The organism is Marinomonas vaga (assembly GCF_055388305.1).
In genome coordinates this window covers 2,238,669-2,263,525 of the sequence record NZ_AP043903.1, presented here as the reverse complement: position 1 = coordinate 2,263,525, position 24,857 = coordinate 2,238,669, and the positions used below count along the sequence as shown (strand labels likewise).

Genomic DNA, 24,857 nt, shown 5'->3' with positions numbered 1-24,857 from the left:
CATTATACCTCATAGCAAGACGGGCAAGTGAATCGCCACTAGTTCAGTAGACACTTCTCAGTCATCTTTTCGAACAGTTTCTCATACTCAACAGGTGACAACATATCATTAGCACTATGGCGTCTGACAGGGTTATAAAACATTTCTATATAATTAAAAATGTCTTGTTTTGCTTCGCCCCTTGTCGAGTAAATCTTTCGCTTCACTCGTTCTCTCTTTAACAGCTGAAAAAAGCTTTCAGCAACAGCATTATCATGACAGTTCCCACGTCGACTCATGCTGGCTTGTAAGTTGTGATCTTCCAAAAATCTATGCCACTCATAGCTCGTAAACTGACTGCCTTGATCTGAGTGGATTATTACCCTTTGCTTTGACTTTCTTCTCCACACAGCCATCATCAGTGCATCAAGAACAAGTTCCTTCACCATTCTTGGCCCCATGCTCCAACCTATTATTCGACGGGAATAGAGATCAAGCACGACAGATAAATACAGCCAGCCTTCATGAGTTCGGATATAGGTGATATCTGTAACCCACGCTGTATTCGGGCTTTCTGGATTAAACTGTCTTTCAAGCACATTGCTGGCTATCGTATGTGTTTCTCCTGACCGAGCTCTAGGCTTACGGTAACCCACCTGAGCCTTGAGTCCCGCTCTTCGCATCAGATAATGCACTCGATTAATACCACAAGATTCATTCAAGGATCTCAGGTCTTGATAGATCTTTCGATAGCCGTAAACACAACCCGATTCCAACCAGAGTTGTTTGACAAGACCTGTTAGGCGTTCATTTTCCTTAGCAAGTTTTGATTTTGGCTCTTTCAACCAAACGTAATAGCCACTAGGGTGAACATCGAAGAGATTGCATAGTTGCCTTACTGAAAAGTCGGCACTGTGATCCCTGATAAAGGCGTATCTTAGTCTGGGTGGCTTGCGAAGTACGCCGCGGCTTTTTTTAACAGGTCGCGCTCTTCCGTCACTCGCTTGAGCTCTTTCCGAAGACGAAGTATCTCGCTCGACTCAGCAGAAGCCTCTGCAAACGATTCTGCCTCAGGGCCATATCGTTTAATCCAAGCGTATAAACTGTGAGTGGTGGTACCTAAGCGATTAGCGACTTCAGCAACACTAAAGCCTGCTTCAGTCACTTGCTTAACCGCTTCAATTTTGAATTGTTCTGGGTAACGTGTTTTGCTCATAAATACCTCTCAATTAGATCATTTTATCTAACTAAAAGGTGTCTAGCTAACTAGTGGCGATTCAAAGCTCTACATCACTTCCCACCCCAAGTTTCGTAAAAATGCGCTTTCGGAAGGTACTCACCGTTTTATCGGAGACATTTAACTTGTCGGCAATTTCTTTGGTTTTAACGCAATCAACGATCATCTGCGCCACTTGCAGTTCACGATCAGACAATTCGTCAAAGGGGGATTCTGAGCCATTTTTAGTGGTTCGAGACAAAGCCACTTTTTGCGCCACCACGCGAGACAGGTATTGTTCACCTTTTAACACCACATCAATTGCTTCGAGCAATTCAGGCATGTCAGAGCCCTTGGCCACGTAACCACTTGCCCCTGCTTCCATCATTTTGGCTGGGTATGGCGCATCATCGATAGCCGACAATGCAATGACCTTGGTATTTGGAAATAAGCGCTTAATCTCTCGAGTTGCCCCAAGACCACCCATTCCCGGCATATGGACATCCATTAATACAATATCAACAGGGTCCTTTCTCAATAATCGGATGGCGTCCTCACCACTGTGCACAGTGGCATAAACTTCGACACCTTCTACGTCTTCAATGACACGCTTGATCCCTTCACACACCATGGTGTGGTCATCGACGATCAAAATCTTACGCATCTTTACCTCACATACGGCCTAAACCTAATTGCGATATAGTACCGTTTACACTTCGTAGCTAAAAGGGATATACACTTACACACGGTAGCATTTTGTAATAATATTACATAAAAATCAGATTAAACATGCCGCCTGTAAGCGAATCCACGTTAATTTGGTAAGCTTCCTGTAAAGCCCATTTTCTCCAAAGTTTGCTGTGCACGATCTCGATATTGGGCACGAATTTTCGTCCCCTTGGTCTTGTACAGGTAATACAAGTGTTGAGCAACCTCAGTTTCAGGAATTGACAACTCTTGCGCAATACTCTTTAGCAAATCATCTACAACGGGGGACTTTTTATCCTCAATCATAATAACTGAAGGTATCTTCAGTTTTTCTCCGTTTATGACGCGATCTACCAAGGCAATATAGCTTTTTTCAAACAATGGCCAAGTGACGCGCTCGTCTTCAGTACTTAGGCGATACCAGCCGGTCTCAGTACCAGCAAAAAATACCGCTGGATGACTCCATTGAAACTGGCGCGGATCACTACGACATTGACACGCCTCTGCATAAGCTCGTCTTGGTTCTGGCAAACCATAGGCCTTATAAGCCGTATGGATCACTGATAAAAACTCAGAAATGGTTGGCGGCCAAGCAAAACGCTCTTTGGTACGCTCTACCGCAAACGCCAACAAGGGTTCTTGAAAGCCTTTAAGGGCAATCGCCCACTCCCGCTTTGCAAGTTTTACTTCTTCCGTGGTGGCATAAGCCGATGCAAACTTATGAGTGTAAATCGCCTTAAATCGAGCAAACAGCATATTGACCAATACACGAGTACGCTGCTCCGCTTCCTGAGACTCTTGTGACTTCTGCGCTTGTTCGCTACCAGTCTGTGTCGTGGATGTTGGTGAGGGCACTGCTAACTTGCTCGCGATTGGATTTAGGATTTGCTGAATAGGTTGAGGTTCCTTCATAGGACTGACGATCCGATTGCTTGTATTGCCATTGACGTTTTACGTATTTAAAAAATTCGCTGTTCCAAGTTCTAACGTTTTTACGCTGTTCCTTTATACGAAGCAAGAACTCCGCTAATAACGACTCAGCGAAGGCTCGCTCCACCCCTGCCTGCTGTATTTGTTCAAAGGTCGCTTCTTCTGGCAACCATTGATCTGGCTGTCGGTTCCTTTCTTTAGCTTCCAGATACAAATCAAAGTCCGAAAGGCCACGTCGGTCTCCTTGGCTTGGCATAGGCATAGGCGCGACACCGCGGTTTTCGGTTTCTACCGATCGACTGCGATTTGTAAAGGTTGCTTGCGCTGGAGGCTTACGGGCCGCTTCATTTTGCAAGCGCGACAGCTTACCCACAGCATCCTCTTTAGATATAGGAGAGTGCTGTGGCTTGCTTTCTCTTGATAAGGGCTGCTGAGAAGAGTGGCTTTGCGTCTCAGGTTGACTGGTATTGCCAGCTTCCAATGCCAATTCTATCCCCGCATCGGTTTTACGAAATTGAACCTGGCTTGCCATTTGTAAACTGGACAGCAAACGCACTATGTAAGGAGTTGTCCAAAAAGGCAGTAATTCCGCTAATTCTCGATGGGATATCACCATTTGACGACTACGCAAATGGTGAGCGCGCTGACGCAAGTAGGTCAGCAGCACACTTTCTTCCAGCCCAAACTCACAGGCTAAATTAAAGGAAATGGGTAGCGTGAAATCGTTAGCAGACATATTTAACAGCAAAATAATGGATAGTCGGTCAGTCTATCAAATGGTGAATGTAGAAGCACGATAACTCTATTTTAAGATCCGCTTCAAGGGGATTTTTTTGCTGATTCATAGCTTCATGACAATTGTATTTCTAGGACATTAAATCCATTTGACAGAGTAAAAAGCCACTTCTATGCTGGAAATGTGCCGCGACGTTTGCTCCCGCAAACGCCACTTGTCGGCCAACTTTACTGAGGAGAAAGTTGTATGTACACAATCAATATCACTGGTCATCACGTCGACGTCACCCCAGCCATCAAAGATCACATCAATGAAAAAATGAATAAACTTGCCAAACTTAGTGATCAAATTACATCCGTGAACGTGACCCTAATTAAAGACAGTAAAGAACAGAAAGCAGAAGCACGAATACATTTACCCGGAAAAGAGCTGTTTGCCACCTCATCGTCAGAAGATCGTCTTTTCCATGCCATTGATAGCATGATAGATAAACTTGCTCGCCAAGTAGATAAACACAAAACCAAACAAGCTTCAGGCACCCATAAGGCATCAGTCGTCTCATAATCCTTCTATTACGAATAACGCCCACTTTTTAGTGGGCGTTTTTGTTTATGACATTAAAATCAGTTGAAGTTTTGAACTCCTACCCGCATAGTCTGTCTTATAAAAGTATAATTAATTAAGGAGAGTCCTGATTATGCGTTACACAGAAGCCCTTTCGACACATTCGTCCCAAGCGGCCAACAAAACGCTTCGCAACACCTATGGTTTGCTGTCTTTAACCTTGTTGTTTAGTGCATTCACTGCAGGGATTAGTATGGCATTCAACCTGCCACACCCTGGATTGATTCTAACGTTGGTTGGTTTTTATGGGTTACTTTTCCTTACTTATAAGTGCCGCAATAGTGCTGTAGGCCTGCTTTGCGTGTTCGCTCTGACAGGTTTTATGGGACTAACGCTTGGCCCAATCCTCAACGGCTATCTCAGTATGGCAAACGGCACCAGCATCATCATGAGTGCACTGGGTATGACTGGCTTGTCATTCCTAGGTCTTTCGGCTTATGCCATCGTTTCTAAGAAAGATTTCAGCTTCCTAAATGGCTTCCTAACCGTCGGTTTCTTCGCGCTAGTGTTTGCCATGATTGCTGGTTTCTTTATTCAGCTTCCTGCTTTGCAGATCTTCATCTCTGTTGGTTTCACCTTGTTCTCTGCGGCCGTAATTTTACTGCAAACCAGTGAAATCGTACGTGGCGGTGAGACAAACTACATTATGGCTACCGTGAACCTGTATGTGTCTCTCTACAACATGTTCCTATCTCTATTGTCTCTATTCGGTATGGCGAGCGACGATTAATTTCCCCTTACCTAAAAAAGGGCCGCAGACTGCGGCCTTTTTTGTGTGTAAAATTCACCGAAAGCATCAACCGACACCATTATGAATTTTTCACTATTTATTACTGGCAGCCCTACCGCCACCAGAGCCTGTCACAGCGCCCTTGATTTCGCTCAAGCCATTGTAGACAGCGAAGCTCATCACCTTAAAGGCGTGTTCTTTTATGAGGAAGCCACACACATTGCTTCACTGTTTGCCATGCCCCCAAGAGATGAATGCAACATTCGCGATGAATGGGCAGCGCTCGCTCAAGCCAATGATATCCCGCTTTATATTTGTATTGCTGCGGCCATTCGACGAGGCATTGTCAACGATGCAGAAGCAACTCGACATGAGCTCCCCGCCTCGAATCTAGCGGAAGGTTTTCAACTGGAAGGCCTAGGTACTTGGGTGAGTCTGAGTAATGAGTGCGATAGAGTTGTGAGGTTTGGTTGATATGAAAACGCTCATATATTTATCTTCTTCACCTTATAGCTCCCTCGCCTTGAAAGAAGCTTTAGATCTAGCTTTAGTGTTGGGCACCTTTGAACAAGATGTAAGCCTCTGCATTACAGGCGATGCACTGGTTGTTGCCCGTCAGGGCCAAACCCCAAGCTCCCGTCATGGCAAACATTTATACAAACTACTTGATGGCCTTGAGTTCTACGATATTGAAAATGTCTATGTAAAACAGCAGGAATGGGACACTAACCAAGAAGTACTTTGGGAAGGCGTCACCCCCCTGGACGAATCTACTTGGACACAAATGCTCACAGAGCACAGCCATATCTACCGATTCTAGGAGCAAGATCATGCCGTTATATCAAATTAATCAATCTTGCTACCCAGATGCCATCGAACAAGACTGGCAAGCGAGTTTAACCTCTGGCGACAGCCTGATCCTGATCGAAGCGGGCGTCTTGCGCACTATCGGCTCTACAGCCCCATTAGAAGCTTTAACTGCACGGGGGGTAACTTTGCTAATACGAGAGGCCGATGTGAAGGCGTATGGCATTTCGCCAAAGATTGGCCAATGTATTACCGATCAAGAATGGCTAAACGAAACCGTTTCACATGAAAAAATTATTAGTTGGTGATTTGATGGCGCTTCCTACTGAATTATTTGATGAAGAAGGTTACTTACTCGATCTTGCAAAATGGGATGAGACACTGGGTGACGATATCGCTCGCTCTGAAGGCTTAGAGTTAACTCCCGACCACTGGGAGATCATCCTGCTATTGCGACGCTTTTACCAGCAGTTTGAAGTGTCCCCAGCCATGCGCCCTTTAGTAAAAGCTGTCAGTAAGGAACTTGGTCCAGATAAAGGCAAAAGTATCTATTTGATGAAACTCTTCCCAGGCAGCCCTCCAAAGCTCGCGGCAAAAATTGCCGGGTTACCGAAACCAGCCAATTGCCTATAAAAAAAGCAGCTCATAGGAGCTGCTTTTTAGAGTAAGTCTTTCTAGTTTGATTACTCGTTGAACCAAGCGAGCTTATTCTGCAATGTCACCACTTCACCTATGATCAACAAGGCAGGGGATTTCACTTCATTGTCCAAAACCACTTGATGTATGTCCTTCATGGTTGAGGTAAAGACACGCTGGTTTGCAGATGTGCCCTTTTCTACAACCGCCACAGGCATAGAGGGACGCATACCAAAACGAATCAAGGATTGACTGATGGACTCAAGACCCGTTAACCCCATGTAGATCACTAGAGTCTGCGCTGGATGCACTAATTCTTCCCATGGCAACTCGGTAGAGCCATCTTTTAAGTGCCCCGTTAAAAAACGAACCGACTGAGCGTAATCTCGGTGAGTGAGTGGAATACCTGCATAAGCTGCACAACCTGCTGCCGCAGTCACTCCAGGGACAACTTCAAAAGGTACTTGCTCTTCCACAAGCTCTTCTAGCTCTTCACCGCCACGCCCGAAAATAAAAGGATCACCTCCTTTTAAGCGCACGACTACCTTGCCCTCTTTGGCTTTTTTCGCCAATAGGGAGTTAATCTCTTCTTGCGGTAGGCTATGCAATGACTTGGCTTTGCCAACATACAGCTTTTCTGCGCTGTCTGGGATCATGGCAATGATCTGCTCTCCTACTAAGCGATCATAAAGCACCACATCTGCACTCAATAAAAGTCGGTGCGCTTTCATAGTTAGAAGATCTGGGTCACCTGGCCCAGCACCGATTAAATACACTTTACCAATCATAATTTACTGCCCAAATAAAAAGCCCCATGGCGGGGCTTTTAGAATCCATAAAGATCAAATTAGCCGATCTTCGTTTTGCCACCCATGTACGGTACAAGTACTTCAGGAACGGTTACAGATCCATCTTCGTTCTGGTAGTTTTCCAATACAGCGACCAAAGTACGCCCCACTGCCAAACCAGAACCATTCAATGTGTGTGCCAATTCTGGCTTGCCTGTCTCTGGGTTTCTCCAACGAGCCTGCATACGACGAGCTTGGAAATCCCCCATGTTAGAACAAGAAGAAATTTCACGGTATTTTTGCTGGCCTGGTAACCAAACTTCAATGTCGTAAGTCTTATGAGCAGAGAAACCTAAGTCACCACCGCATAGGATAACCGTGCGGTAAGGCAGATTTAGCTTCTGCAAAATCACTTCCGCATGCCCTACTAAGCTTTCTAACACTTGCTCAGAAATATCTGGACGACAAATATGCACCAACTCCACTTTTTCAAACTGGTGCTGACGGATCATGCCGCGAGTATCACGACCATAGCTGCCCGCTTCACTACGGAAACAAGGTGTATGAGCGACATAGCTGTGATGCAAGTCCGCGTCATTAAGGATCTCATCACGGGCAATGTTGGTCACAGGCACTTCTGCAGTAGGGATCAAATACAGGTCACTGTTACCACTGTCTTTATCTACAGGCACCTTAAACAAATCTTCTTCAAACTTAGGAAGCTGGCCTGTCCCTTTTAGAGACGCGGCATTCACTAGGTAAGGTACGTAAACTTCAGAGTAGCCATGCTCCTCAATGTGCGTGTTCAACATAAACTGCGTCAATGCGCGATGCAGACGAGCCAAATCAGAACGCATCACAGCAAAACGTGAACCGGTGATTTTTGCCGCCAATTCGAAGTCCAGCATGCCAATTGCAGAACCTACGTCCACATGGTCTTTCACTTCAAAGTCAAACTCACGAGGCGTTCCCCAACGGCGGACTTCAACGTTGTCGTCTTCGCTCACACCTTCTGGCACGGAACTATGAGGAATATTGGGAATAGACTCCAGCAGACTGTCTAGGTCAGCCTGAACGCCAGCCAGCTGCTCCTTAGCTTTCGCTAGGTCATCCCCAAGAGTAGCTGTTTGCGCTTTTAAGTCATCTGCCAAGGCTTTATCACCAGCCTTCATCGCAGCGCCGATTTCCTTGGATACAGAGTTACGGGACTGCTGCAGCGTCTCAGTTTCAATCTGAATAGACTTACGACGTTCTTCTAAATTGGAGAACGTAGCGACGTCCAAATCAAAGCCTTTTTTCTTAAGTAGCGCGGCGATCGCTTCTGGATCTGCCCGAAGAGCTTTAATGTCTAACATTGCTGCAACAAAACCTTATGTAAATGAATGAATAAATAGTTGTTCGATGTACAAATTAAAATAAGCGCGCCATACCAATGCCTGCTGTCAGCGCTAACACACCTAACACACAGCTCAATGATAAATAGCTTATGGCACTTAGCCAAGCCTGCTGATTCAAGAGAGAGACGATTTCTAGGGAAAATGTCGAGAAAGTGGTAAAAGCTCCCAAAAAGCCCACCATAATAAGAGGTCTAAAAGCTTCAAAGGAAGCCATCCGCTCACTCACCACCACAAATGCCACCCCCATCAAGAAGCTACCGACTATATTGATCGACATAGTAGCCAAGGGAAATGGATAGCTCCAAGCACTATTAATCCATTTGGTAGCACCAAATCGACATAGAGCCCCCAAAGCCCCACCCAATGCGACCATAAAATAGATCATCGAGTTACATCCTCATCATCTTGATAGCGTTGCTGTAAAGACACACTGTCTAACTCTGCAAGCCAAGCGAGTTTTTCGCCTATTTTCTTTTCCAAACCTCGATCCGTTGGCTGATAGTAACGCTCTGTGGCTAATTCTGGAGGCAAATAGCGCTCACCTGCCGCATAGGCATTAGGCTCATTGTGGGCATAGCGGTAGTCTTCACCATGTCCCATTTCTTTCGCGAGATCAGTTGGAGCATTTCGCAAATGGTTGGGGACTTCGTAGCTAGGATGACTGGCCACATCACTCAAAGCCTGACTAAATCCCATATAGACGGCATTACTTTTGGGGGCACAGGCCATATAAACCGCTGCCTGAGCAATAGCTCGGTTTCCTTCATAGGGCCCCACTCGCTCAAATACATCCCAGGCATTCAACCCAACCTGTAACGCTCTTGGATCCGCATTGCCTATGTCTTCCGACGCAATCGCTAAAAGGCGACGAGCAATATAAAGGGGGTCACAACCACCATCCAACATACGCGCCATCCAATACAGAGCCCCATCGGGGGAAGAGCCACGTACCGACTTATGAAAGGCTGAAATTTGGTCGTAAAACACATCCCCATTTTTGTCGTAACGCCTAACGCTACCCCCTAACACATCTTCCAAATGGGCTTTGGTAACGGTTTCTCCCACTTCCAAAAAATCAGATAGGATTTCCAAAAAGTTCAGACTACGACGCACATCGCCATCTGCCGCCGTTGCGAGGATAGCTAACAACTCATCAGTGATTTGAATTCGCTGCTCACCCAATCCGCGCTCTGGATCTGCTAAGGCTCTTTTCATAGCCACCATGAGTTGGTCTTGGGTTGGAGTTTGCAAGCGATAAACCCGGGCACGGGACAAGAGTGCAGAATTTAGCTCGAAGGCCGGATTTTCCGTAGTAGCCCCAACAAACAGAAAGGTGCCATCTTCAATGTAGGGCAAAAAAGCATCTTGCTGGGATTTATTGAAACGATGGACTTCATCAACAAACAGCAAGGTCGCCTTTTGCGTCATCATACGCCACTGTTTGGCCTCATCTACCGCAGCGCGAATGTCTTTCACCCCTGACATAACTGCCGATAATTCAATAAATTTGGCATCTAACGAGTGAGCAAATAACTGGGCAAAAGTGGTTTTACCGACCCCAGGTGGCCCCCATAGGATAAAGGAGTGCCCCTGCCGACGCTCAACCATTTTGCGTAGGGGCTTACCTTCTCCCACCAAATGGTCTTGGCCCACATAGTCTTCCAGTCGCTTAGGGCGCATCCGCGCCGCCAAAGGTTGCGAAAGATCAAGATCATTGGTGGAAAACAAGTCCGTCATTTATGGCTGCTCAACAATAAGATCAACTGACTCAGGCAAATTTATATTGAAGTTCTGATCTGAGACCCCTTCATGGGCTTCCACATTAGAAAACTCAATCACGGTGATTTGCCCCAACACATCCTTGATGCTCATGGCATCAATCACACCATTATCGAAAGACAATGTCAGAGAGTTAAATAAGTCATCTGATTCATTGGGCGTTAGACGATATTTTGCCCCACTGGTTTGCTCTACCTTGTAATGGGTCAACACACTGTCGGCAGACTCACCCAGCAATGCCGCTGGAGAGTTTCCTACTGTAGAAGAAAATGGCTTTTGGGTCGCCTGCTCTAAATCCACATCCCAGATTGTCACAAGCTGACCGTCAGAAATAATACGCTGGGGAAAAGGTGAAATAGTATCCCAAACAAAGCGATTTGGTGCCGCTAATAAGAACACCCCTTCGCTCACCTGAACCTGTTCACCTTGCTCGTTATAGGTCACTTGGCGAAACTCACCTTCCACATCACGATTGCTTTCTAACAATTGTGACAAGCTGGCAGTGGACTCTTGTGCCCAAAGGAATGGGGAAAAGCACACTAAAACGGCTAATAAAATTCGGTACATGATTACTCCAAAACAATTGCGTTTATTCAGGAATCAGAACGTCACGCTGACCATTCGTTCCCATTGGCCCCACTAAGCCTGCTGACTCCATGGCCTCAACGAGGTTTGCCGCTCGGTTATAACCAATTTTTAAACGACGCTGAATAGACGAAATAGACGCCTTACGGGTTTCCGTAACAATCTTTACAGCCTCATCGTAGAGAGGGTCTTGGTCCTCGCTACTCCCGCCAGTATCCATATCTTCTTGACTGGTCACCACATCGTTTATGTATTCAGGTTCACCTCTGGCTTTCCATTCTTCTACCACCGCATGCACTTCTTCATCGGATACAAAAGCACCATGCACCCGTATAGGCGTTGGTAAGCCAGCAGGTAAGTACAACATGTCACCTTGCCCAAGTAGCTGATCCGCACCACCTTGGTCCAAAATCGTCCTAGAATCGATTTTAGAAGACACTTGAAACGCCATACGAGTCGGTATATTGGCTTTTATCAAGCCAGTAATAACATCCACAGAAGGACGCTGGGTGGCTAAGACAAGGTGAATCCCTGCCGCACGAGCTTTTTGTGCGATTCGAGCAATCAGCTCTTCGACTTTCTTGCCGACAATCATCATCATGTCAGCAAACTCATCGACGATGATAACAATGTACGGAAGTGGCTCTAAATGAGGCACGGTCCGGGCTACACCGTCTTCTGAAAACATGGCCATCTCAGGCTGCCAAAGAGGGTCCTCTATCGGAGCACCTGCCGCAATCGCCTCCCTGACTTTCTTGTTGTAGCCGGCAATATTCCGTACCCCAAGCTTAGACATTAATTTGTAGCGACGCTCCATCTCATCCACTGACCAGCGCAAACCATTGGCCGCGTCTTTCATGTCTGTAATAACGGGGGTTAACAGGTGCGGAATTCCCTCGTAAATAGAGAGCTCTAACATCTTAGGGTCAACCATGATCATACGCACTTCGTCTGGGGTCGACTTGAGTAGCATACTCAAAATCATGGCATTCACACCCACCGACTTACCTGAACCCGTGGTACCTGCTACCAATACATGGGGCATCTTCGCCAGATCAACCACCACAGGCTCCCCGGAGATGTCATGCCCCAGAGACAACGTCAGTGGCGAAGTGGCGTTGTCATACATGTCCACATTAATCACTTCAGAGAAGTACACTGTGTCTCGAATTTGATTCGGGATTTCGATACCAATGGTTGATTTCCCAGCAATCACTTCCACTACACGCACACTCATGACACTCAATGAGCGAGCCAAATCTTTTGCCAAGTTCGTAATTCGAGAGACCTTCACACCTGGGGCAGGCTGAATCTCAAAGCGAGTAATGACTGGGCCGGGGTTCACCTCAACGACTTCTGCTTTGACACCAAAGTCTAACAAACGCTGTTCAAGCAGCTCCGAAAGACTCAACAGCTCCTCCTCGGAGTAACCGCCTTTTTTAGGCTTTGGCTGCGTTAAAACACTTCGATCTGGCAAGGTGTAAGCGGCTTCAGATCGCTCTACCTCAGAAGATGGTCCACCCAGTCCCTCTAACTGTCGCGCTTCAGACAGAGTCTTCACCGCAGGCTTGTGGGATGGAATTTTACTTGGTTGAGCTGGTGGCTGCACCGCTGGCTCAGTCGCAACATCCATTGCAGGGGTAACAGGCTCATGGGTATCAATCGAATCCTCAAGCGTTGTCGTCTCGCTTTGGGCTGGCGGGGCAGGCTTTTTCGGCGGCGCAGAGTAACGGGAGTCATCCCCACTCTCCTCTTCTATGTAGAGAGTATCCGTGAAGGCAACATTATCGTCATCAATCTTGATGTCATCAAAGCTATCGAAATTCGGATCGATATGCTCCCTGATTGAATCAGAGCTTTCCGTTTCAGCCTTGCCATTGTTTGACTGACGCAGTTTGCCAACCCAACCCAACCATTTCGATGGCTTAGCCTCAGGAGCTTCACTAACCTCTTCTGAGTCATTAGAAGTATTAGGGGCCGCTTCTTTTTTCCTTAAAAAAGACTTTTTACGGAAGATAGCAGGCTCATCAAATTCATCGTCTAGATCTTCAACCGACTCCAACTCCTGAGAGGGTTTAGCAGAACGATTGGCAAAATAGCCCCTGATGGATTCATAAGCATTAGCTGCCTTTTCCCCAACAAATTCCAACACTAATGACCAATGAATTTGCGCCATCAAGGTGAATGCTAAAATAGTCAAGGCCAAACTCACCAAGGTGGCGCCATCATAACCTAGCCAATGATACAAAACCTTTCCGAGGCTTTGCCCCAATATACCTCCGGCGCCAAACTGCAAACCCGCAGCACCAACCGTATGTAAAAAGCATAAAGCCGACCCAAAGCTCAGATATAAAATGCTACCAACACAGCAAAGGATCGCATTGTTGAGGGGAATAAGGTGATGGGGATTACGCCAAAGAATGTAAGTCACTACGATGAATAGCACAGGCAGAGAATAAAATAAGCTGCCAAAAAAAGCCGACAACACATCACTCAATGCAGCGCCAATAGGGCCCATAGAGTTCTGAGTAACAGCATTACTCCCTGAGTAAAACCAACCAGCATCTTCTGGATGATAGGTATAGGTTGCGAATGCAAAAAAAAGAAAAAACAGAATCGCGGTAATAAACGCAGCCTGTTTTGCAAAGGTTCCCCAAATGGGTGATCGTACCGACTCACTCCTTACTTGTGTCAAAAGCCACCTTCCAATGTATCGGGTTTAAAATTAAGGCTGATAGCTTACCATAAAAAAAGCCAGCCCAAAGGGCTGGCTTTCGCTTTCACTAAGATAGGGAAATCTTAGAAAGAAGCTTCAGCACCGATTACAGAGTAATCAGAAGTGTCGTTTTCGTAGTCCACGTAAGAAACGTAGTATACGATGTCGCCAGCTGTGTAGTATAGAGAACCTTCAGTAACGCCGCCTTTGTCTGCTTCATCATCTACGTAGTATTGAGCTGCAGCAGAAACCGCTTCAGTCAATGCTAGATCAAGACCTAGGCCGTAAGAAGTAACATCAGCATCAGATGCTTTACCAGTTTGGTAGAATCCAGTAACTGTCGCCATGCCAGCAGGAACAGACACACCAGCAGTCATGATTTGGTTATCAGCATCAGTACCGAAACCGAACGCACCAGATAGACCAAGAGTAGCCACACCTAGATCTTGAGAGTAACTAGCAGCTACAGAAGACTGTGAAGAACCTTCAGCCATTTCAGCTGCAACAGTTAGACCAGGCATTACAGAGTAACGAATACCTAGATCAGTACCTAGTGTTTTCTTAGCGCCGTCGTTATCTTCACGAACACCAGCAGAGTATGCAGCGCCATCAGCTAGAGAGCCGTCGAAGTCACCGAAAGATACAGCGCCTTGCTTAACAAAAGCTTCGTCAAGTACGAAGTTGCCGTTGCCAGTGTCCATGTCTAGGTCAAAGTAAACTAGACCAGTATCACCGATGATGTTTACTTCACCGTTAGAACCTGCAGCATCGCCACCGTCAGCATCAGTTGCTTTGTATTCTAGGCCAGCGCTACCAGTGAAAACTGGCTCAGCTGCGAAAGTAGTTGTAGAAACAGCAGCCGCAACAGCAGATACTGCAAAAACTGAAGCAAGTTTAATCGCTTTCATTCAAGATTCCCCTTTAATATTATATGTTCGGTCTCAAGACCTTTTTTTGAAAGACTCAAGTACCTCATCAAAAACGCTGAAAAATCAACGACTCAGATATACTAAAACCCTTCAATTTCAGTTTTGTGACATTGTCAAAACACTGAAAAAAAATTTAGTTCGCAAAACGTTATCCGAATAGTTTTTTACTCGTCGCTCTGAACTAACCTGATTAAAACCAAGTTTTCCTTTACTGGTCAAGCACTACAAACACTTTTTTTCGGTTTTTTTTGCATTTTTATCATTTGATTTATACATAGATCACAAGAAAAGCATGAAAGCACTATCTAAAAGGACAAAAACGGTCACTTTTAAATCAACTCAATTATTTTTCTATGGAGATCGTGTAAATCAAGTTCAAAACCTAGACCAATAGCGTATAAACTATGGATAACCCAATGACGAAGATCATTACCCAAATCAATCAATTATGCAAATAATGGACAAAACAAAGCATCTCGAACCTGAATTAGTACTGCTTACGGAATCCATCTACGACACTCCGGATCCTTTTCGGGCATTAACAGACCCTGAGGGTTTATCAGCAATTGGGGGCGACCTTAAGCCCGAGCGTCTTATCCATCTTTATCAGCGGGGCTTTTTTCCATGGTTTAGCGAAGCGGACCCGATACTTTGGTGGCACCCGTTAGAGCGATGCACTTTGATTCCCAGCGAGTTCCATTGCAGTCGATCACTAAAAAAAGCCCTACGGAAAAACGCTTGGAGCTACCAGATCAATGCAAACTTCCAGCGCACAATACAACTCTGCAGCGAGCTTCGCGCACAAAAAGAAGGCACCTGGATCACTGAAGACATCATTCAAGCCTACTCTGGGCTCAATAAGTTAGAGTATGGTTTTTCCATAGAAGTGTTTTGTGACGGGGAGCTTGCTGGGGGATTTTATGGCATTGCCATGGGGAAATTCTTCTTTGGTGAATCGATGTTTTCATTGAAAGAAAATGGCTCAAAGGTGGCCCTCATGCAGTTCTGTGCACTTTGTGAGAGCTTAGGCATTGAACAAATAGACTGTCAGGTTGAATCTGACCACATCCTTTCCCTTGGCGCACAAATGCGCACTAAGGAATGTTTCGTAGCGGATTTAAAACAGCTCATTCCAGAGCCCACTAAAAACCAGAAATTAATTGCTTTAGCACAACATGAAGCACCAATTAAAATCGTGATTTAGCGTGCATTATTTGCTTTTTAAGCACTATTTGGGCAGAATACGGCCGAAATTTTAGCAATCTCGCCAACTACAATCCCAGACAGCGAGAAAATGCTTCACCTTAATTAAGACAGGACACTGATTGTGGCAAAAGAAGATAGCATTGAAATGGAAGGTACGATCGTTGATACGTTACCTAACACTATGTTCCGTGTAGAACTAGAGAACGGTCACGTTGTGACAGCACACATCTCTGGTAAAATGCGCAAAAATTACATTCGAATTCTAACCGGTGACAAAGTAAAAGTAGAGCTAACGCCTTACGATTTGTCTAAAGGTCGCATTGTGTATCGTTCACGCTAATTCAGCCAGTACGCAAGCACAAAAAAGCCGCATCAGCATTGCTGACGCGGCTTTTGCGTTTATGGGGCGTAAGCCATTAACTTAGCAATTAATAGCTTCTTTCTTCACAGAAAAGGCCAACTCGTCTTTGTTTTCATCCAACGAGACATTCACCACACCGCCTTCTACCAGGTCTCCAAATAGAATCATGTTCGCCAATGGCTTCTTCAGATGCTCCTGAATCACACGAGCCATTGGACGTGCGCCCATTTGGCGGTCATAGCCTTTGTTAGCCAACCAGCCTCTCGCAGTATCAGACACTTCAATCATGACACCTTTGGCGTCAAGCTGAGCCTGCAGCTCCACTAGGAACTTATCGACAACATTGAAGATCACCTGCTCATCCAATTGTTTGAATTGGATCACAGCATCTAAGCGATTTCGGAACTCTGGTGTAAAGGTCTTGTTAATAACCTCCATACCGTCTGTAGAATGATCCTGCATAGAGAAACCAATAGAGCGCTTCGCTAACACCTCTGCCCCTGCATTAGATGTCATAACCAAGATAACGTTACGGAAGTCCGCTTTTCGGCCGTTGTTGTCTGTCAAGGTACCGTGGTCCATCACTTGCAGCAGCAAGTTGAAGACTTCTGGATGAGCTTTTTCGATTTCATCCAGTAAGACAACACTGTGAGGATTCTTGGTCACAGCTTCTGTTAACAAGCCCCCTTGGTCAAAGCCCACGTATCCTGGTGGCGCACCGATTAAACGAGACACCGCATGGCGCTCCATGTACTCAGACATATCGAAGCGAATCAATTCTAAGCCAAGGATCTTGGCCAGCTGACGAGTTACCTCTGTTTTACCTACACCGGTAGGGCCAGCCATTAAGAAAGAGCCTATGGGCTTCTGATCGGCTTTTAGACCGGCCCTAGAGAGCTTAATGGCATCGGATAAAGATTCAATCGCTTGATCTTGACCAAATACCACCATTTTCAAGTTGCGCTCGAGGTTGGCTAACACTTGTTTATCATCCGTACTTGCCGATTTAACAGGTACTCGAGCGATCTTAGAGACAATCTCTTCGATATCCTCAACCGTAATCACTTCCTTACGGGACTCTTCTGGCTGAAGACGCTGATAAGCCCCCGCCTCATCTACCACATCTATCGCTTTATCAGGCATATGGCGATCCGGCACATAACGCTGGGCCAGCTCTGAAGCAGCTTTTAAAGCGGCATCGTCATACTTGATCTTGTGATGCTCTTCAAAAGAGCCAATGATGCCTTTAAGAATTTCATAGGTATCATCAACACTGGGCTCATTAACATCGATCTTTTGAAAACGACGAGCTAATGCATGGTCTTTTTCAAACACCCCACGGAATTCTTGGAAGGTGGTTGAACCAATACAACGCAACTGACCTGAACTCAACGCTGGCTTCAGCAGATTAGAAGCATCCATCACACCGCCAGAGGCAGCGCCGGCACCAATAATGGTGTGAATTTCATCAATAAATAAGATCGCGTTTGGTTGTTTTTTTAATTCACCTAACAAATGTTTCAAGCGTTTCTCGAAATCACCACGGTACTTGGTTCCCGCTAGCAATGCGCCAAGATCGAGGGAGTACACCACACCATCAGCGATAACATCTGGCACTTCACCGTCCACAATTCGGCGGGCTAAGCCTTCCGCTATGGCAGTTTTACCAACACCAGATTCACCCACTAAAAGCGGATTATTTTTACGGCGACGAGACAGGGTCTGAACCACACGCTCCACTTCATATTGACGACCGATCAAGCGATCAATACGCCCCTCTCTCGCCTCTTCATTCAAGTTAGTGGCGTATTTCTGCAATGGTGCTTTCGCTGTATCTTCACCATCTTCGTCTTCTTGCTCGATGGAGTCCTCTTGAGAAGAAGCATCACCCAATTTGGAAATACCGTGGGCAACAAAATTCACCACATCAATTCGGGCCACATTATGACGACGAAGCAAATACACCGCTTGGCTTTCCTGCTCACTAAAAATAGCCACGAGTACATTGGCACCAGTGACTTCGCGCTTGCCAGATGATTGGACATGGAACACAGCACGCTGAAGCACGCGCTGAAAGCCTAACGTCGGCTGAACTTCACGCTCTTCATCATCTTGGGGAATAAGGGGTGTAGTACTGTTTACGAACTCTTCCAGCTCTTTACTAAGAACGTCTAAGGTGACGCCACACGCTTCAAGTACTTTCGCGGCAGCAACGTTATCAATTAAAGCCAACAGTAGATGCTCAACCGTCATAAACTCATGACGCTTGTCGCGGGCGGCTTTAAAAGCGCTGTTTAAGGTTTGCTCTAGTTCTTTATCTAGCATCGCTTATCCCTCTCAAAAAATCAGTCGACTTGTTGCAAGTCGCACATTAGGGGGTGCTCGTTTTGCTCACAAAACTGCTGCACCATAGCTACTTTGGTTTCGGCAATACCGTAAGGATAAATGCCACAGACACCTTTTCCTTTGGTATGCACTTCCATCATTACATGCTGGGCCTTCTCTGCGTCCATGTTGAAAAAGCGTTGAAGAACAAACACGACAAAATCCATTGGCGTGTAATCGTCATTAAAAAGAACCACCTGGTACATGGAGGGTGGTTTCAACTCCGTATCCTCAGGCGCAATGGCAACAGAGGAATGACCTTGATCGTCGTCTTCTAAATTTAGACTAATTTGCTTGGATGCAAACATCTCGACCTCTAAGAACTACAAATATTCACGTTAAAGACTGCTTTCACAATCGGTTTTCACACCAAAAAGACGAAAACAATAAGAATTTTACAAATCACCAATAGAGTTCTACTCTCAACTGTATGGTCAAAAGTTGCACATTTAAACCCTAAGTCGTCATTGCAGACACAATGGGAATATTACCACGACTTTGGCTAGGTATATTGAACCGATTTTTCCGTAGCACTTAATTTGCGGTTCGACTCATCGAGCCCAGAGAGTATAGAAGGAGTGACTCATGCATCGTGGATCCGTTAAGTGGTTTAATAACGCAAAGGGATACGGCTTTATAGTGTCAGACAGTTTTGATGAAGATTTGTTCATCCACTACTCTGCCATCAATGTGGAAGGATACAAAACCCTTAAAGCAGGACAAACGGTGACATTTGACGTAACGCCCGGCAAACGTGGTTTGCATGCAACGGACATTACGCCTGTGTCAGAGACAGTTGCAGAAGAACGCATTACTCAAACAGCGTAACGATCTCTGCTCTGCCGCTCAACTCCCACCTTTGATACACTCAGGTATCAAAGGTGCTTTGTTGTGCCTACCCTTTCACCTAATTGATCCTGTATATGCTGCTGTTACTCAACAAACCTTTTCAAGTGTTAAGCCAATTTACCACCGACGACGACAAAGACACCCTCTCGAACTATATCTCCCAACCGGGCGTTTATGCGGCTGGCCGTCTTGATTATGACTCTGAAGGCCTATTGCTGTTAACGGATAACGGCGCTTTACAGCACTTGATTGCCTCCCCCGCCTTTAAGATGCCGAAAACCTACTGGGCACAAGTGGAAGGCGCGATCACACAGGAAGCCATTGATGCTCTATGCCGTGGCGTTGAATTAAAAGATGGCATTACCAAACCGGCCCAATGCCAAGCCATTGACGCCCCCGATATCTGGCCACGCACTCCCCCCATACGAGAACGGGCAAATATCCCCACTAGCTGGATCCAATTACAGATTACCGAAGGCAAGAATCGCCAAGTCAGACGTATGACAGCGAAAGTTGGCTTCCCAACACTACGCTTGATCCGGGCTGCCATCGGCCCTTATTCAATTGAAGGCCTTGCACCCGGAGAAACACAGGAAAGCCAGATTACCGATTCACTTTTACAGCAGGTACAAGATTTTGAACGAAAAAAAGCGCGAAAAACTGCCTCACCTAACCGTCGCAGCACTCATCGAGGACCAAGGAAAGTACCTCATGATCAAAGAGTACCAGGACGGAAAAATCGTGCTGAATCAACCAGCCGGCCACGTGGAAAACGGTGAAACTCTGCAGCAGGCGGTGATCCGTGAGGCCCTAGAAGAATCTGGATGGCAAGTGTTACCAAAAGCCATCTTAGGTCTCTATGCCTTTACCCCCTTTGACGGAGCAGACACCTATCATCGAGTGTGTTTTATATGTGACCCAGTCGAGCAAAAGAGCCTAGCTCTGGATCCAGATATCATAGAATCACTGTGGCTCACTAAAGATGAGATTAGCGCACTTCCCCAGCGTAGCCCGTTAATTTTGCAATGCATCCAAGACTTCGAGAAAGGCCAATACGCCCCTCTTGAATTGATAGAAAATACGCACATATAAGGTTACTTGCAGACCTGATTGAACAGTTCCGATACAATACCACCCACCTTCTAATGACGGGCCTTTACCCCGTTCCAACTATTAGAGAATTTAAATGAGTAAAGATAACCAAAACGCATCTATTAAAGTGATCGTCGGCATGTCCGGCGGCGTCGACTCCTCTGTATCCGCCCTATTGTTACAGCAACAAGGCTACCAAGTGGAAGGCCTGTTCATGAAGAACTGGGACGAAGACGACGGCACCGAATACTGCACCGCAAAAGAAGACTTGGCCGACGCCCAAGCCGTATGTGAAAAGCTCGGCATCCATCTTCATACCGCCAACTTTGCAGCAGAATACTGGGACAACGTATTTGAGCATTTTCTAGCGGAATACAAAGCTGGTCGAACGCCAAATCCTGACATCCTTTGCAACAAAGAAATTAAGTTTAAAGCCTTTTTGGAATATGCATTAGAGCTGGGTGCCGACTACATTGCCACAGGCCACTATGTTCGTCGTGGTGAACAGGACGGCGAACCTGTATTGCTTAAAGGCCTAGATAACAACAAAGACCAAAGCTATTTCTTGTATGCCGTGGGCAAACATGAAATTGGGCGCACCTTCTTCCCAGTAGGAGAACTAGAAAAGCCTGAAGTACGACGTCTTGCCGAAGAGCATGACCTTGTCACCCACAACAAAAAAGACAGCACGGGTATTTGTTTTATCGGCGAACGCCGTTTTAAAGATTTCTTAGAGCAGTACCTACCCGCACAGCCAGGCAACATCGAGACGCTGGAAGGGGACATTATTGGTAAACACCACGGCTTGATGTATCACACCATAGGACAACGCCAAGGCCTTGGCATTGGCGGTTTATCTAATTACCCAGATGAACCTTGGTACGTGGTTGAAAAAGACCTACAACGCAATGTGTTAGTGGTCACACAAGGTGGGCAACACGAGTCCCTATACAAAACCCACTTGATAGCAGACAACTTTGATTGGGTGGCTAGAGAAAAGCCAAGCATGCCACTCACCTGCATGGCTAAGTGCCGCTACCGCCAACCAGACCAAGAATGTACCATCAGTGAGCTTGCAGACGGTCGGGTAGAGGTAAGCTTTAAAGAGCCACAACGTGCCATTACACCTGGACAATCTGTCGTCTTCTATGTGGATGAACTATGTCTTGGTGGCGGCATCATAAACGTTGCCTTTAACAAATAAGCCTTGGAGACCCCATGCAACACGATGAAAGAGAACAGGCCATTGCGCTTGCGGCGATTTTCCAAGCAGCTGAGTTAGTAGGACAACTAGCACGCAAAGGCGAGCTGGACAAAGATTATGCAGAGCCATTGCTAAAAAGCATATTGATGGTCAACGCCCCCACCACCGAAGACGTGTATGGCGGAAAGTTTGATTGTCAGAGCAATCTGGCAATGGGTCGTCGTATCGCCAAGCAAGTCATGGGCAAAGACCGTAACGCGGTGAACCCAGATACCATTCGCTATGCATTGAGTTTGATTCACCTCGAATCCAAACTGCAAAAAGACGATGCCATGTTGAGCGCCATAGGCCAACATCTAGGCCAAGTGGAGCGCCAACTAGAGCACTATGACTCAGTGATGCATGAAAATCTCATTGCAGGTATCTCAGGTATGTACCAAGAGACCTTAAGTAAGATGTCATTTCGCATCCAAGTGCATGGGGACAGCCGCTTCTTACAACAGCCTCAGACAGCCAACCAAGTCCGAGCGCTACTGATGGCAGGCGTTCGCGCAGCCATGCTTTGGCGTCAACTGGGTGGCCGTCGCTGGCACCTGATCTTCAAACGTAAAGCTTTGATGAAACAGTTAGAAGCACGCTTCTAATGAAAACTAGGTTCTGATGACTGACAAAGCCGAGCACACTGCTCGGCTTTTCTTTGCCTGATTCCCCCCAGATGCTTGCCGTTTGAACAGATTCTTTCTACTTTTTTGTAGACAATCATTCATATCAATCTTGAGTATATTTACGGTCGATGTATCTAAGCAGCTGATTTAGAGTACTATATTGGCCAAAATTCCGATCAAATGATTTGATTACATTAAGAATGGCGGCCAAAAGTCACCTTCTACCAAAAGGCTATCTAGCCAGAACGTTAGGGGAATTACATGTCAAAACAAACGATTTACTACACGTTGACAGATGAAGCACCCGCTTTAGCAACTGCTTCACTACTGCCAATTTTCAGCTCTTTTGCCAAAGAAGCCGACATTGAACTTAAACTGACCGACATTTCGTTAGCAGGTCGTATTCTTGCTGCGTTCTCTGATCGTCTTCCTGAAGATCAGCGCGTTGAAGACGGTTTAGCGTTCCTAGGTGAATTGACAGCTGAACCAACAGCAAACTTCATCAAGCTGCCAAACATTTCTGCTTCTATTCCGCAGTTAAATGCAGCAATCAAAGAGCTACAAGGACAAGGCTACGACATCCCTAGCTACCCTGAAGCACCAAAATCCGACGAAGAAAAAGAAGTACAAGCACGCTACGCTAAATTACTAGGCAGTGCGGTTAACCCTGTTCTTCGTCAAGGTAACTCTGACCGCCGCGCGCCTGCAGCAGTTAAAGCTTTCGCTCGCAAGCACCCACATTCTATGGGCGAGTGGAAAAAGACTTCTCAAACTCACGCAGACTACATGCGCGATGGGGACTTCTTCTCTTCTGAGCAGTCTGTAACCATGGACAAGGCACAAGACGTTCGCATTGAATTCGTTGACCAAGCTGGCAACGTAGAAGTGAAGAAAACTCTACCTTTGCTAGAAGGCGAAGTGCTAGACAGCATGAACATGAGTGCTAGCAAACTGCGTGCATTCTTTGAAGCATCTCTTCAAGAAGCCAAAGACGCTGGCATCATGTGGTCTCTTCACGTTAAAGCGACCATGATGAAAGTCTCTCACCCAATCGTATTCGGCCACGCTGTGACCGTTTTCTACAAAGAAGTGTGGGACAAATTCGGTGACCTATTCAAAGAGATCGGTGTTAACCCTAACAACGGTCTAGGCAGTGTTTACGACAAGATCAAGACACTTCCACAATCTCAGCAAGACGAAATTCTACAAGCAATCCACGATTGCTACGAGCACCGTCCTGAAATCGCCATGGTTGATTCTGTACGTGGTATCACTAACCTACACGTGCCATCTGACGTAATCGTTGACGCTTCTATGCCTGCAATGATCCGTAACTCTGGCAAAATGTGGGGACGTGACGGCAAGACTAAAGACACAAAAGCTGTCATGCCTGAATCTACTTACGCACGTATTTACCAAGAAGTGATCAACTTCTGTAAAACAAACGGCGCGTTCGACCCAACCACAATGGGTACGGTTCCAAACGTTGGTTTGATGGCTCAGAAAGCCGAAGAATACGGCTCCCATGACAAGACTTTTGAAGCGGCAGCAAACGGCGTAATGCGTGTAGTTGACGCTGCAGGCAACGTCTTGATGCAACACGACGTTGAAAAAGGCGATATTTGGCGTGCGTGTCAAACCAAAGACGCAGCAATCAAAGATTGGGTAAAACTGGGTGTGACTCGTGCACGCAACTCTGACACGCCAGCCGTATTCTGGTTAGACGAAGAACGTGCCCACGATAATGAGCTACGTAAGAAAGTAGAACTTTACCTAAAAGATCACGATCTTGAAGGCCTAGATATCCGCCTAATGTCTTACAACGAAGCGATCCGTTTCTCAATGGAACGTATCATCCGTGGCGAAGACACCATCTCTGTTACAGGTAACGTGCTACGTGACTACCTAACAGACTTGTTCCCAATCATGGAACTAGGCACATCTGCGAAAATGCTATCTATCGTGCCAATGTTGAACGGTGGCGGCATGTACGAAACAGGTGCAGGTGGTTCTGCGCCTAAGCACGTCCAGCAGCTACAAGAAGAAAACTACCTACGTTGGGATTCCCTAGGCGAATTCCTAGCGACGGCAGTCTCTTTCGAAGAGCTTGGCATTAAACAAGGCAATGCAAAAGCAAAAGTCCTAGCACAAGCACTGGACAAAGCGACTGGCAAATTGCTTGAAAACAACAAGTCTCCTTCTCGTAAAATCGGTGACATCGATAACCGTGGCAGCCACTTCTACCTAGCAATGTACTGGGCACAAGAATTGGCAGCACAGTCTGACGATGCAGCGTTGGCAGCGAAATTCGCGCCATTAGCGAAAACACTGACAGACAACGAAGCTAAGATTGTTGAAGAGCTTGCAGCAGTTCAGGGCAAACCTGCTGAACTGAAAGGCTACTACCACATGGATCTTGAAGAAGTATTCAAAGTGATGCGCCCAAGTGCAACACTGAATGCAGCACTAGAATCCCTGTAAGCAACGAGACAGCCGATGATACGTCATCGGCTAACTCTTCAAGCTAGAAAATTA

General features: G+C 46.2%; 27 protein-coding genes. 14 read left to right on the top strand and 13 right to left on the bottom strand.

Annotated elements, in window-relative coordinates:
- Positions 1-38 precede the first annotated feature (38 nt).
- The 4 genes from ACZ5DR_RS10635 to ACZ5DR_RS10620 form a co-directional block, all read right to left on the bottom strand.
- A protein-coding gene (locus tag ACZ5DR_RS10635) for an IS3 family transposase (protein ID WP_464543525.1) occupies positions 39-1,195 on the bottom strand; the annotation gives its coding sequence in 2 pieces (ribosomal slippage) (positions 39-947 and positions 950-1,195; 1,155 coding nt in all).
- A 61-nt stretch (positions 1,196-1,256) separates the two neighbouring features.
- Positions 1,257-1,859 carry a response regulator gene (locus ACZ5DR_RS10630; RefSeq protein WP_377369144.1) on the bottom strand — a complete coding sequence of 201 codons (603 nt, stop codon included), beginning with the start codon at positions 1,857-1,859 and terminating at the stop codon, positions 1,257-1,259.
- 149 nt (positions 1,860-2,008) lie between these two features.
- Positions 2,009-2,758 (bottom strand): replication protein P, encoded by a 750-nt coding sequence (locus ACZ5DR_RS10625; RefSeq protein WP_377369143.1) that lies wholly within the window; start codon positions 2,756-2,758, stop codon positions 2,009-2,011.
- On the bottom strand, positions 2,724-3,569 hold the full coding sequence (locus ACZ5DR_RS10620; protein WP_377369141.1) for a DnaT-like ssDNA-binding domain-containing protein: 846 nt from the start codon (positions 3,567-3,569) through the stop codon (positions 2,724-2,726). Before ACZ5DR_RS10620 ends, ACZ5DR_RS10625 begins: the two co-directional genes overlap by 35 nt.
- Positions 3,570-3,815: 246 nt before the next feature.
- Between ACZ5DR_RS10620 and hpf the strand changes: the two genes are divergently transcribed.
- From hpf to ACZ5DR_RS10590, 6 genes are all read left to right on the top strand, one after another.
- Positions 3,816-4,133: a ribosome hibernation-promoting factor, HPF/YfiA family gene (hpf, locus tag ACZ5DR_RS10615; RefSeq protein ID WP_377369139.1), complete on the top strand. Its 318-nt coding sequence runs from the start codon at positions 3,816-3,818 to the stop codon at positions 4,131-4,133.
- 133 nt (positions 4,134-4,266) lie between these two features.
- Positions 4,267-4,923: a Bax inhibitor-1/YccA family protein gene (locus tag ACZ5DR_RS10610; RefSeq protein ID WP_377369137.1), complete on the top strand. Its 657-nt coding sequence runs from the start codon at positions 4,267-4,269 to the stop codon at positions 4,921-4,923.
- An 81-nt stretch (positions 4,924-5,004) separates the two neighbouring features.
- Positions 5,005-5,397 carry a sulfurtransferase complex subunit TusD gene (gene tusD, locus ACZ5DR_RS10605; RefSeq protein ID WP_377369135.1) on the top strand — a complete coding sequence of 131 codons (393 nt, stop codon included), beginning with the start codon at positions 5,005-5,007 and terminating at the stop codon, positions 5,395-5,397.
- Position 5,398: 1 nt separating this feature from the next.
- Positions 5,399-5,743, top strand: a complete 345-nt coding sequence (locus ACZ5DR_RS10600) for a DsrE family protein (RefSeq protein ID WP_377369133.1) — start codon at positions 5,399-5,401, stop codon at positions 5,741-5,743.
- A 10-nt stretch (positions 5,744-5,753) separates the two neighbouring features.
- The gene (locus ACZ5DR_RS10595) at positions 5,754-6,038 is read left to right on the top strand and encodes a DsrH/TusB family sulfur metabolism protein (RefSeq protein WP_377369131.1); all 285 of its coding nucleotides are present in this window, start codon (positions 5,754-5,756) and stop codon (positions 6,036-6,038) included.
- Positions 6,016-6,363 carry a TusE/DsrC/DsvC family sulfur relay protein gene (locus tag ACZ5DR_RS10590; protein ID WP_377369129.1) on the top strand — a complete coding sequence of 116 codons (348 nt, stop codon included), beginning with the start codon at positions 6,016-6,018 and terminating at the stop codon, positions 6,361-6,363. Before ACZ5DR_RS10595 ends, ACZ5DR_RS10590 begins: the two co-directional genes overlap by 23 nt.
- Before the next feature lie 50 nt (positions 6,364-6,413).
- On the opposite strand, the gene cobA is transcribed toward ACZ5DR_RS10590, so the two are convergent.
- The 7 genes from cobA to ACZ5DR_RS10555 form a co-directional block, all read right to left on the bottom strand.
- Positions 6,414-7,154 carry a uroporphyrinogen-III C-methyltransferase gene (gene cobA / locus ACZ5DR_RS10585; RefSeq protein ID WP_377369127.1) on the bottom strand — a complete coding sequence of 247 codons (741 nt, stop codon included), beginning with the start codon at positions 7,152-7,154 and terminating at the stop codon, positions 6,414-6,416.
- 59 nt (positions 7,155-7,213) lie between these two features.
- Positions 7,214-8,509 carry a serine--tRNA ligase gene (gene serS / locus ACZ5DR_RS10580; protein ID WP_377369125.1) on the bottom strand — a complete coding sequence of 432 codons (1,296 nt, stop codon included), beginning with the start codon at positions 8,507-8,509 and terminating at the stop codon, positions 7,214-7,216.
- 55 nt (positions 8,510-8,564) lie between these two features.
- Complete coding sequence (gene crcB, locus ACZ5DR_RS10575; protein WP_377369123.1) at positions 8,565-8,936, bottom strand: fluoride efflux transporter CrcB; 372 nt, start codon at positions 8,934-8,936, stop codon at positions 8,565-8,567.
- Complete coding sequence (locus ACZ5DR_RS10570) at positions 8,933-10,288, bottom strand: replication-associated recombination protein A (protein WP_377369121.1); 1,356 nt, start codon at positions 10,286-10,288, stop codon at positions 8,933-8,935. The genes crcB and ACZ5DR_RS10570 overlap by 4 nt, the downstream gene beginning before the upstream one ends.
- A complete protein-coding gene (gene lolA, locus ACZ5DR_RS10565) occupies positions 10,289-10,897 on the bottom strand; it encodes an outer membrane lipoprotein periplasmic chaperone LolA (protein WP_377369119.1) in 609 nt (202 codons plus the stop codon). It abuts the gene before it with no gap.
- Between the two features lie 22 nt (positions 10,898-10,919).
- Positions 10,920-13,610 carry a DNA translocase FtsK gene (locus ACZ5DR_RS10560; protein ID WP_377369117.1) on the bottom strand — a complete coding sequence of 897 codons (2,691 nt, stop codon included), beginning with the start codon at positions 13,608-13,610 and terminating at the stop codon, positions 10,920-10,922.
- A gap of 104 nt (positions 13,611-13,714) precedes the next feature.
- A complete protein-coding gene (locus ACZ5DR_RS10555; RefSeq protein WP_377369115.1) occupies positions 13,715-14,539 on the bottom strand; it encodes a hypothetical protein in 825 nt (274 codons plus the stop codon).
- A 478-nt stretch (positions 14,540-15,017) separates the two neighbouring features.
- Here ACZ5DR_RS10555 and aat point away from each other — a divergent pair, with 478 nt between their 5' ends.
- Both aat and infA read left to right on the top strand, forming a co-directional pair.
- On the top strand, positions 15,018-15,764 hold the full coding sequence (gene aat, locus ACZ5DR_RS10550) for a leucyl/phenylalanyl-tRNA--protein transferase (RefSeq protein WP_377369113.1): 747 nt from the start codon (positions 15,018-15,020) through the stop codon (positions 15,762-15,764).
- A gap of 123 nt (positions 15,765-15,887) precedes the next feature.
- On the top strand, positions 15,888-16,106 hold the full coding sequence (infA, locus tag ACZ5DR_RS10545; protein WP_055461515.1) for a translation initiation factor IF-1: 219 nt from the start codon (positions 15,888-15,890) through the stop codon (positions 16,104-16,106).
- A gap of 81 nt (positions 16,107-16,187) precedes the next feature.
- On the opposite strand, the gene clpA is transcribed toward infA, so the two are convergent.
- Positions 16,188-18,452, bottom strand: coding sequence for an ATP-dependent Clp protease ATP-binding subunit ClpA (gene clpA, locus ACZ5DR_RS10540; RefSeq protein ID WP_377369110.1), 2,265 nt, complete (start codon positions 18,450-18,452; stop codon positions 16,188-16,190).
- 20 nt (positions 18,453-18,472) lie between these two features.
- Positions 18,473-18,820: an ATP-dependent Clp protease adapter ClpS gene (clpS, locus tag ACZ5DR_RS10535; RefSeq protein WP_377369108.1), complete on the bottom strand. Its 348-nt coding sequence runs from the start codon at positions 18,818-18,820 to the stop codon at positions 18,473-18,475.
- A gap of 277 nt (positions 18,821-19,097) precedes the next feature.
- Here clpS and ACZ5DR_RS10530 point away from each other — a divergent pair, with 277 nt between their 5' ends.
- The 6 genes from ACZ5DR_RS10530 (at position 19,098) to ACZ5DR_RS10505 (ending at position 24,803) form a co-directional block, all read left to right on the top strand.
- Complete coding sequence (locus tag ACZ5DR_RS10530) at positions 19,098-19,340, top strand: cold shock domain-containing protein (protein WP_377369106.1); 243 nt, start codon at positions 19,098-19,100, stop codon at positions 19,338-19,340.
- A gap of 95 nt (positions 19,341-19,435) precedes the next feature.
- Complete coding sequence (locus ACZ5DR_RS10525; protein WP_464543517.1) at positions 19,436-20,140, top strand: pseudouridine synthase; 705 nt, start codon at positions 19,436-19,438, stop codon at positions 20,138-20,140.
- A complete protein-coding gene (locus ACZ5DR_RS10520) occupies positions 20,073-20,453 on the top strand; it encodes an NUDIX domain-containing protein (RefSeq protein ID WP_377369104.1) in 381 nt (126 codons plus the stop codon). Before ACZ5DR_RS10525 ends, ACZ5DR_RS10520 begins: the two co-directional genes overlap by 68 nt.
- A 94-nt stretch (positions 20,454-20,547) precedes the next feature.
- Positions 20,548-21,657 carry a tRNA 2-thiouridine(34) synthase MnmA gene (mnmA, locus tag ACZ5DR_RS10515; protein ID WP_377369102.1) on the top strand — a complete coding sequence of 370 codons (1,110 nt, stop codon included), beginning with the start codon at positions 20,548-20,550 and terminating at the stop codon, positions 21,655-21,657.
- 14 nt (positions 21,658-21,671) lie between these two features.
- Positions 21,672-22,301, top strand: coding sequence for a high frequency lysogenization protein HflD (gene hflD / locus ACZ5DR_RS10510; RefSeq protein WP_377369100.1), 630 nt, complete (start codon positions 21,672-21,674; stop codon positions 22,299-22,301).
- A 282-nt stretch (positions 22,302-22,583) separates the two neighbouring features.
- Entirely contained in the window at positions 22,584-24,803 is a 2,220-nt protein-coding gene (locus ACZ5DR_RS10505) for an NADP-dependent isocitrate dehydrogenase (RefSeq protein WP_377369098.1), read from the top strand.
- Positions 24,804-24,857: the final 54 nt, after the last annotated feature.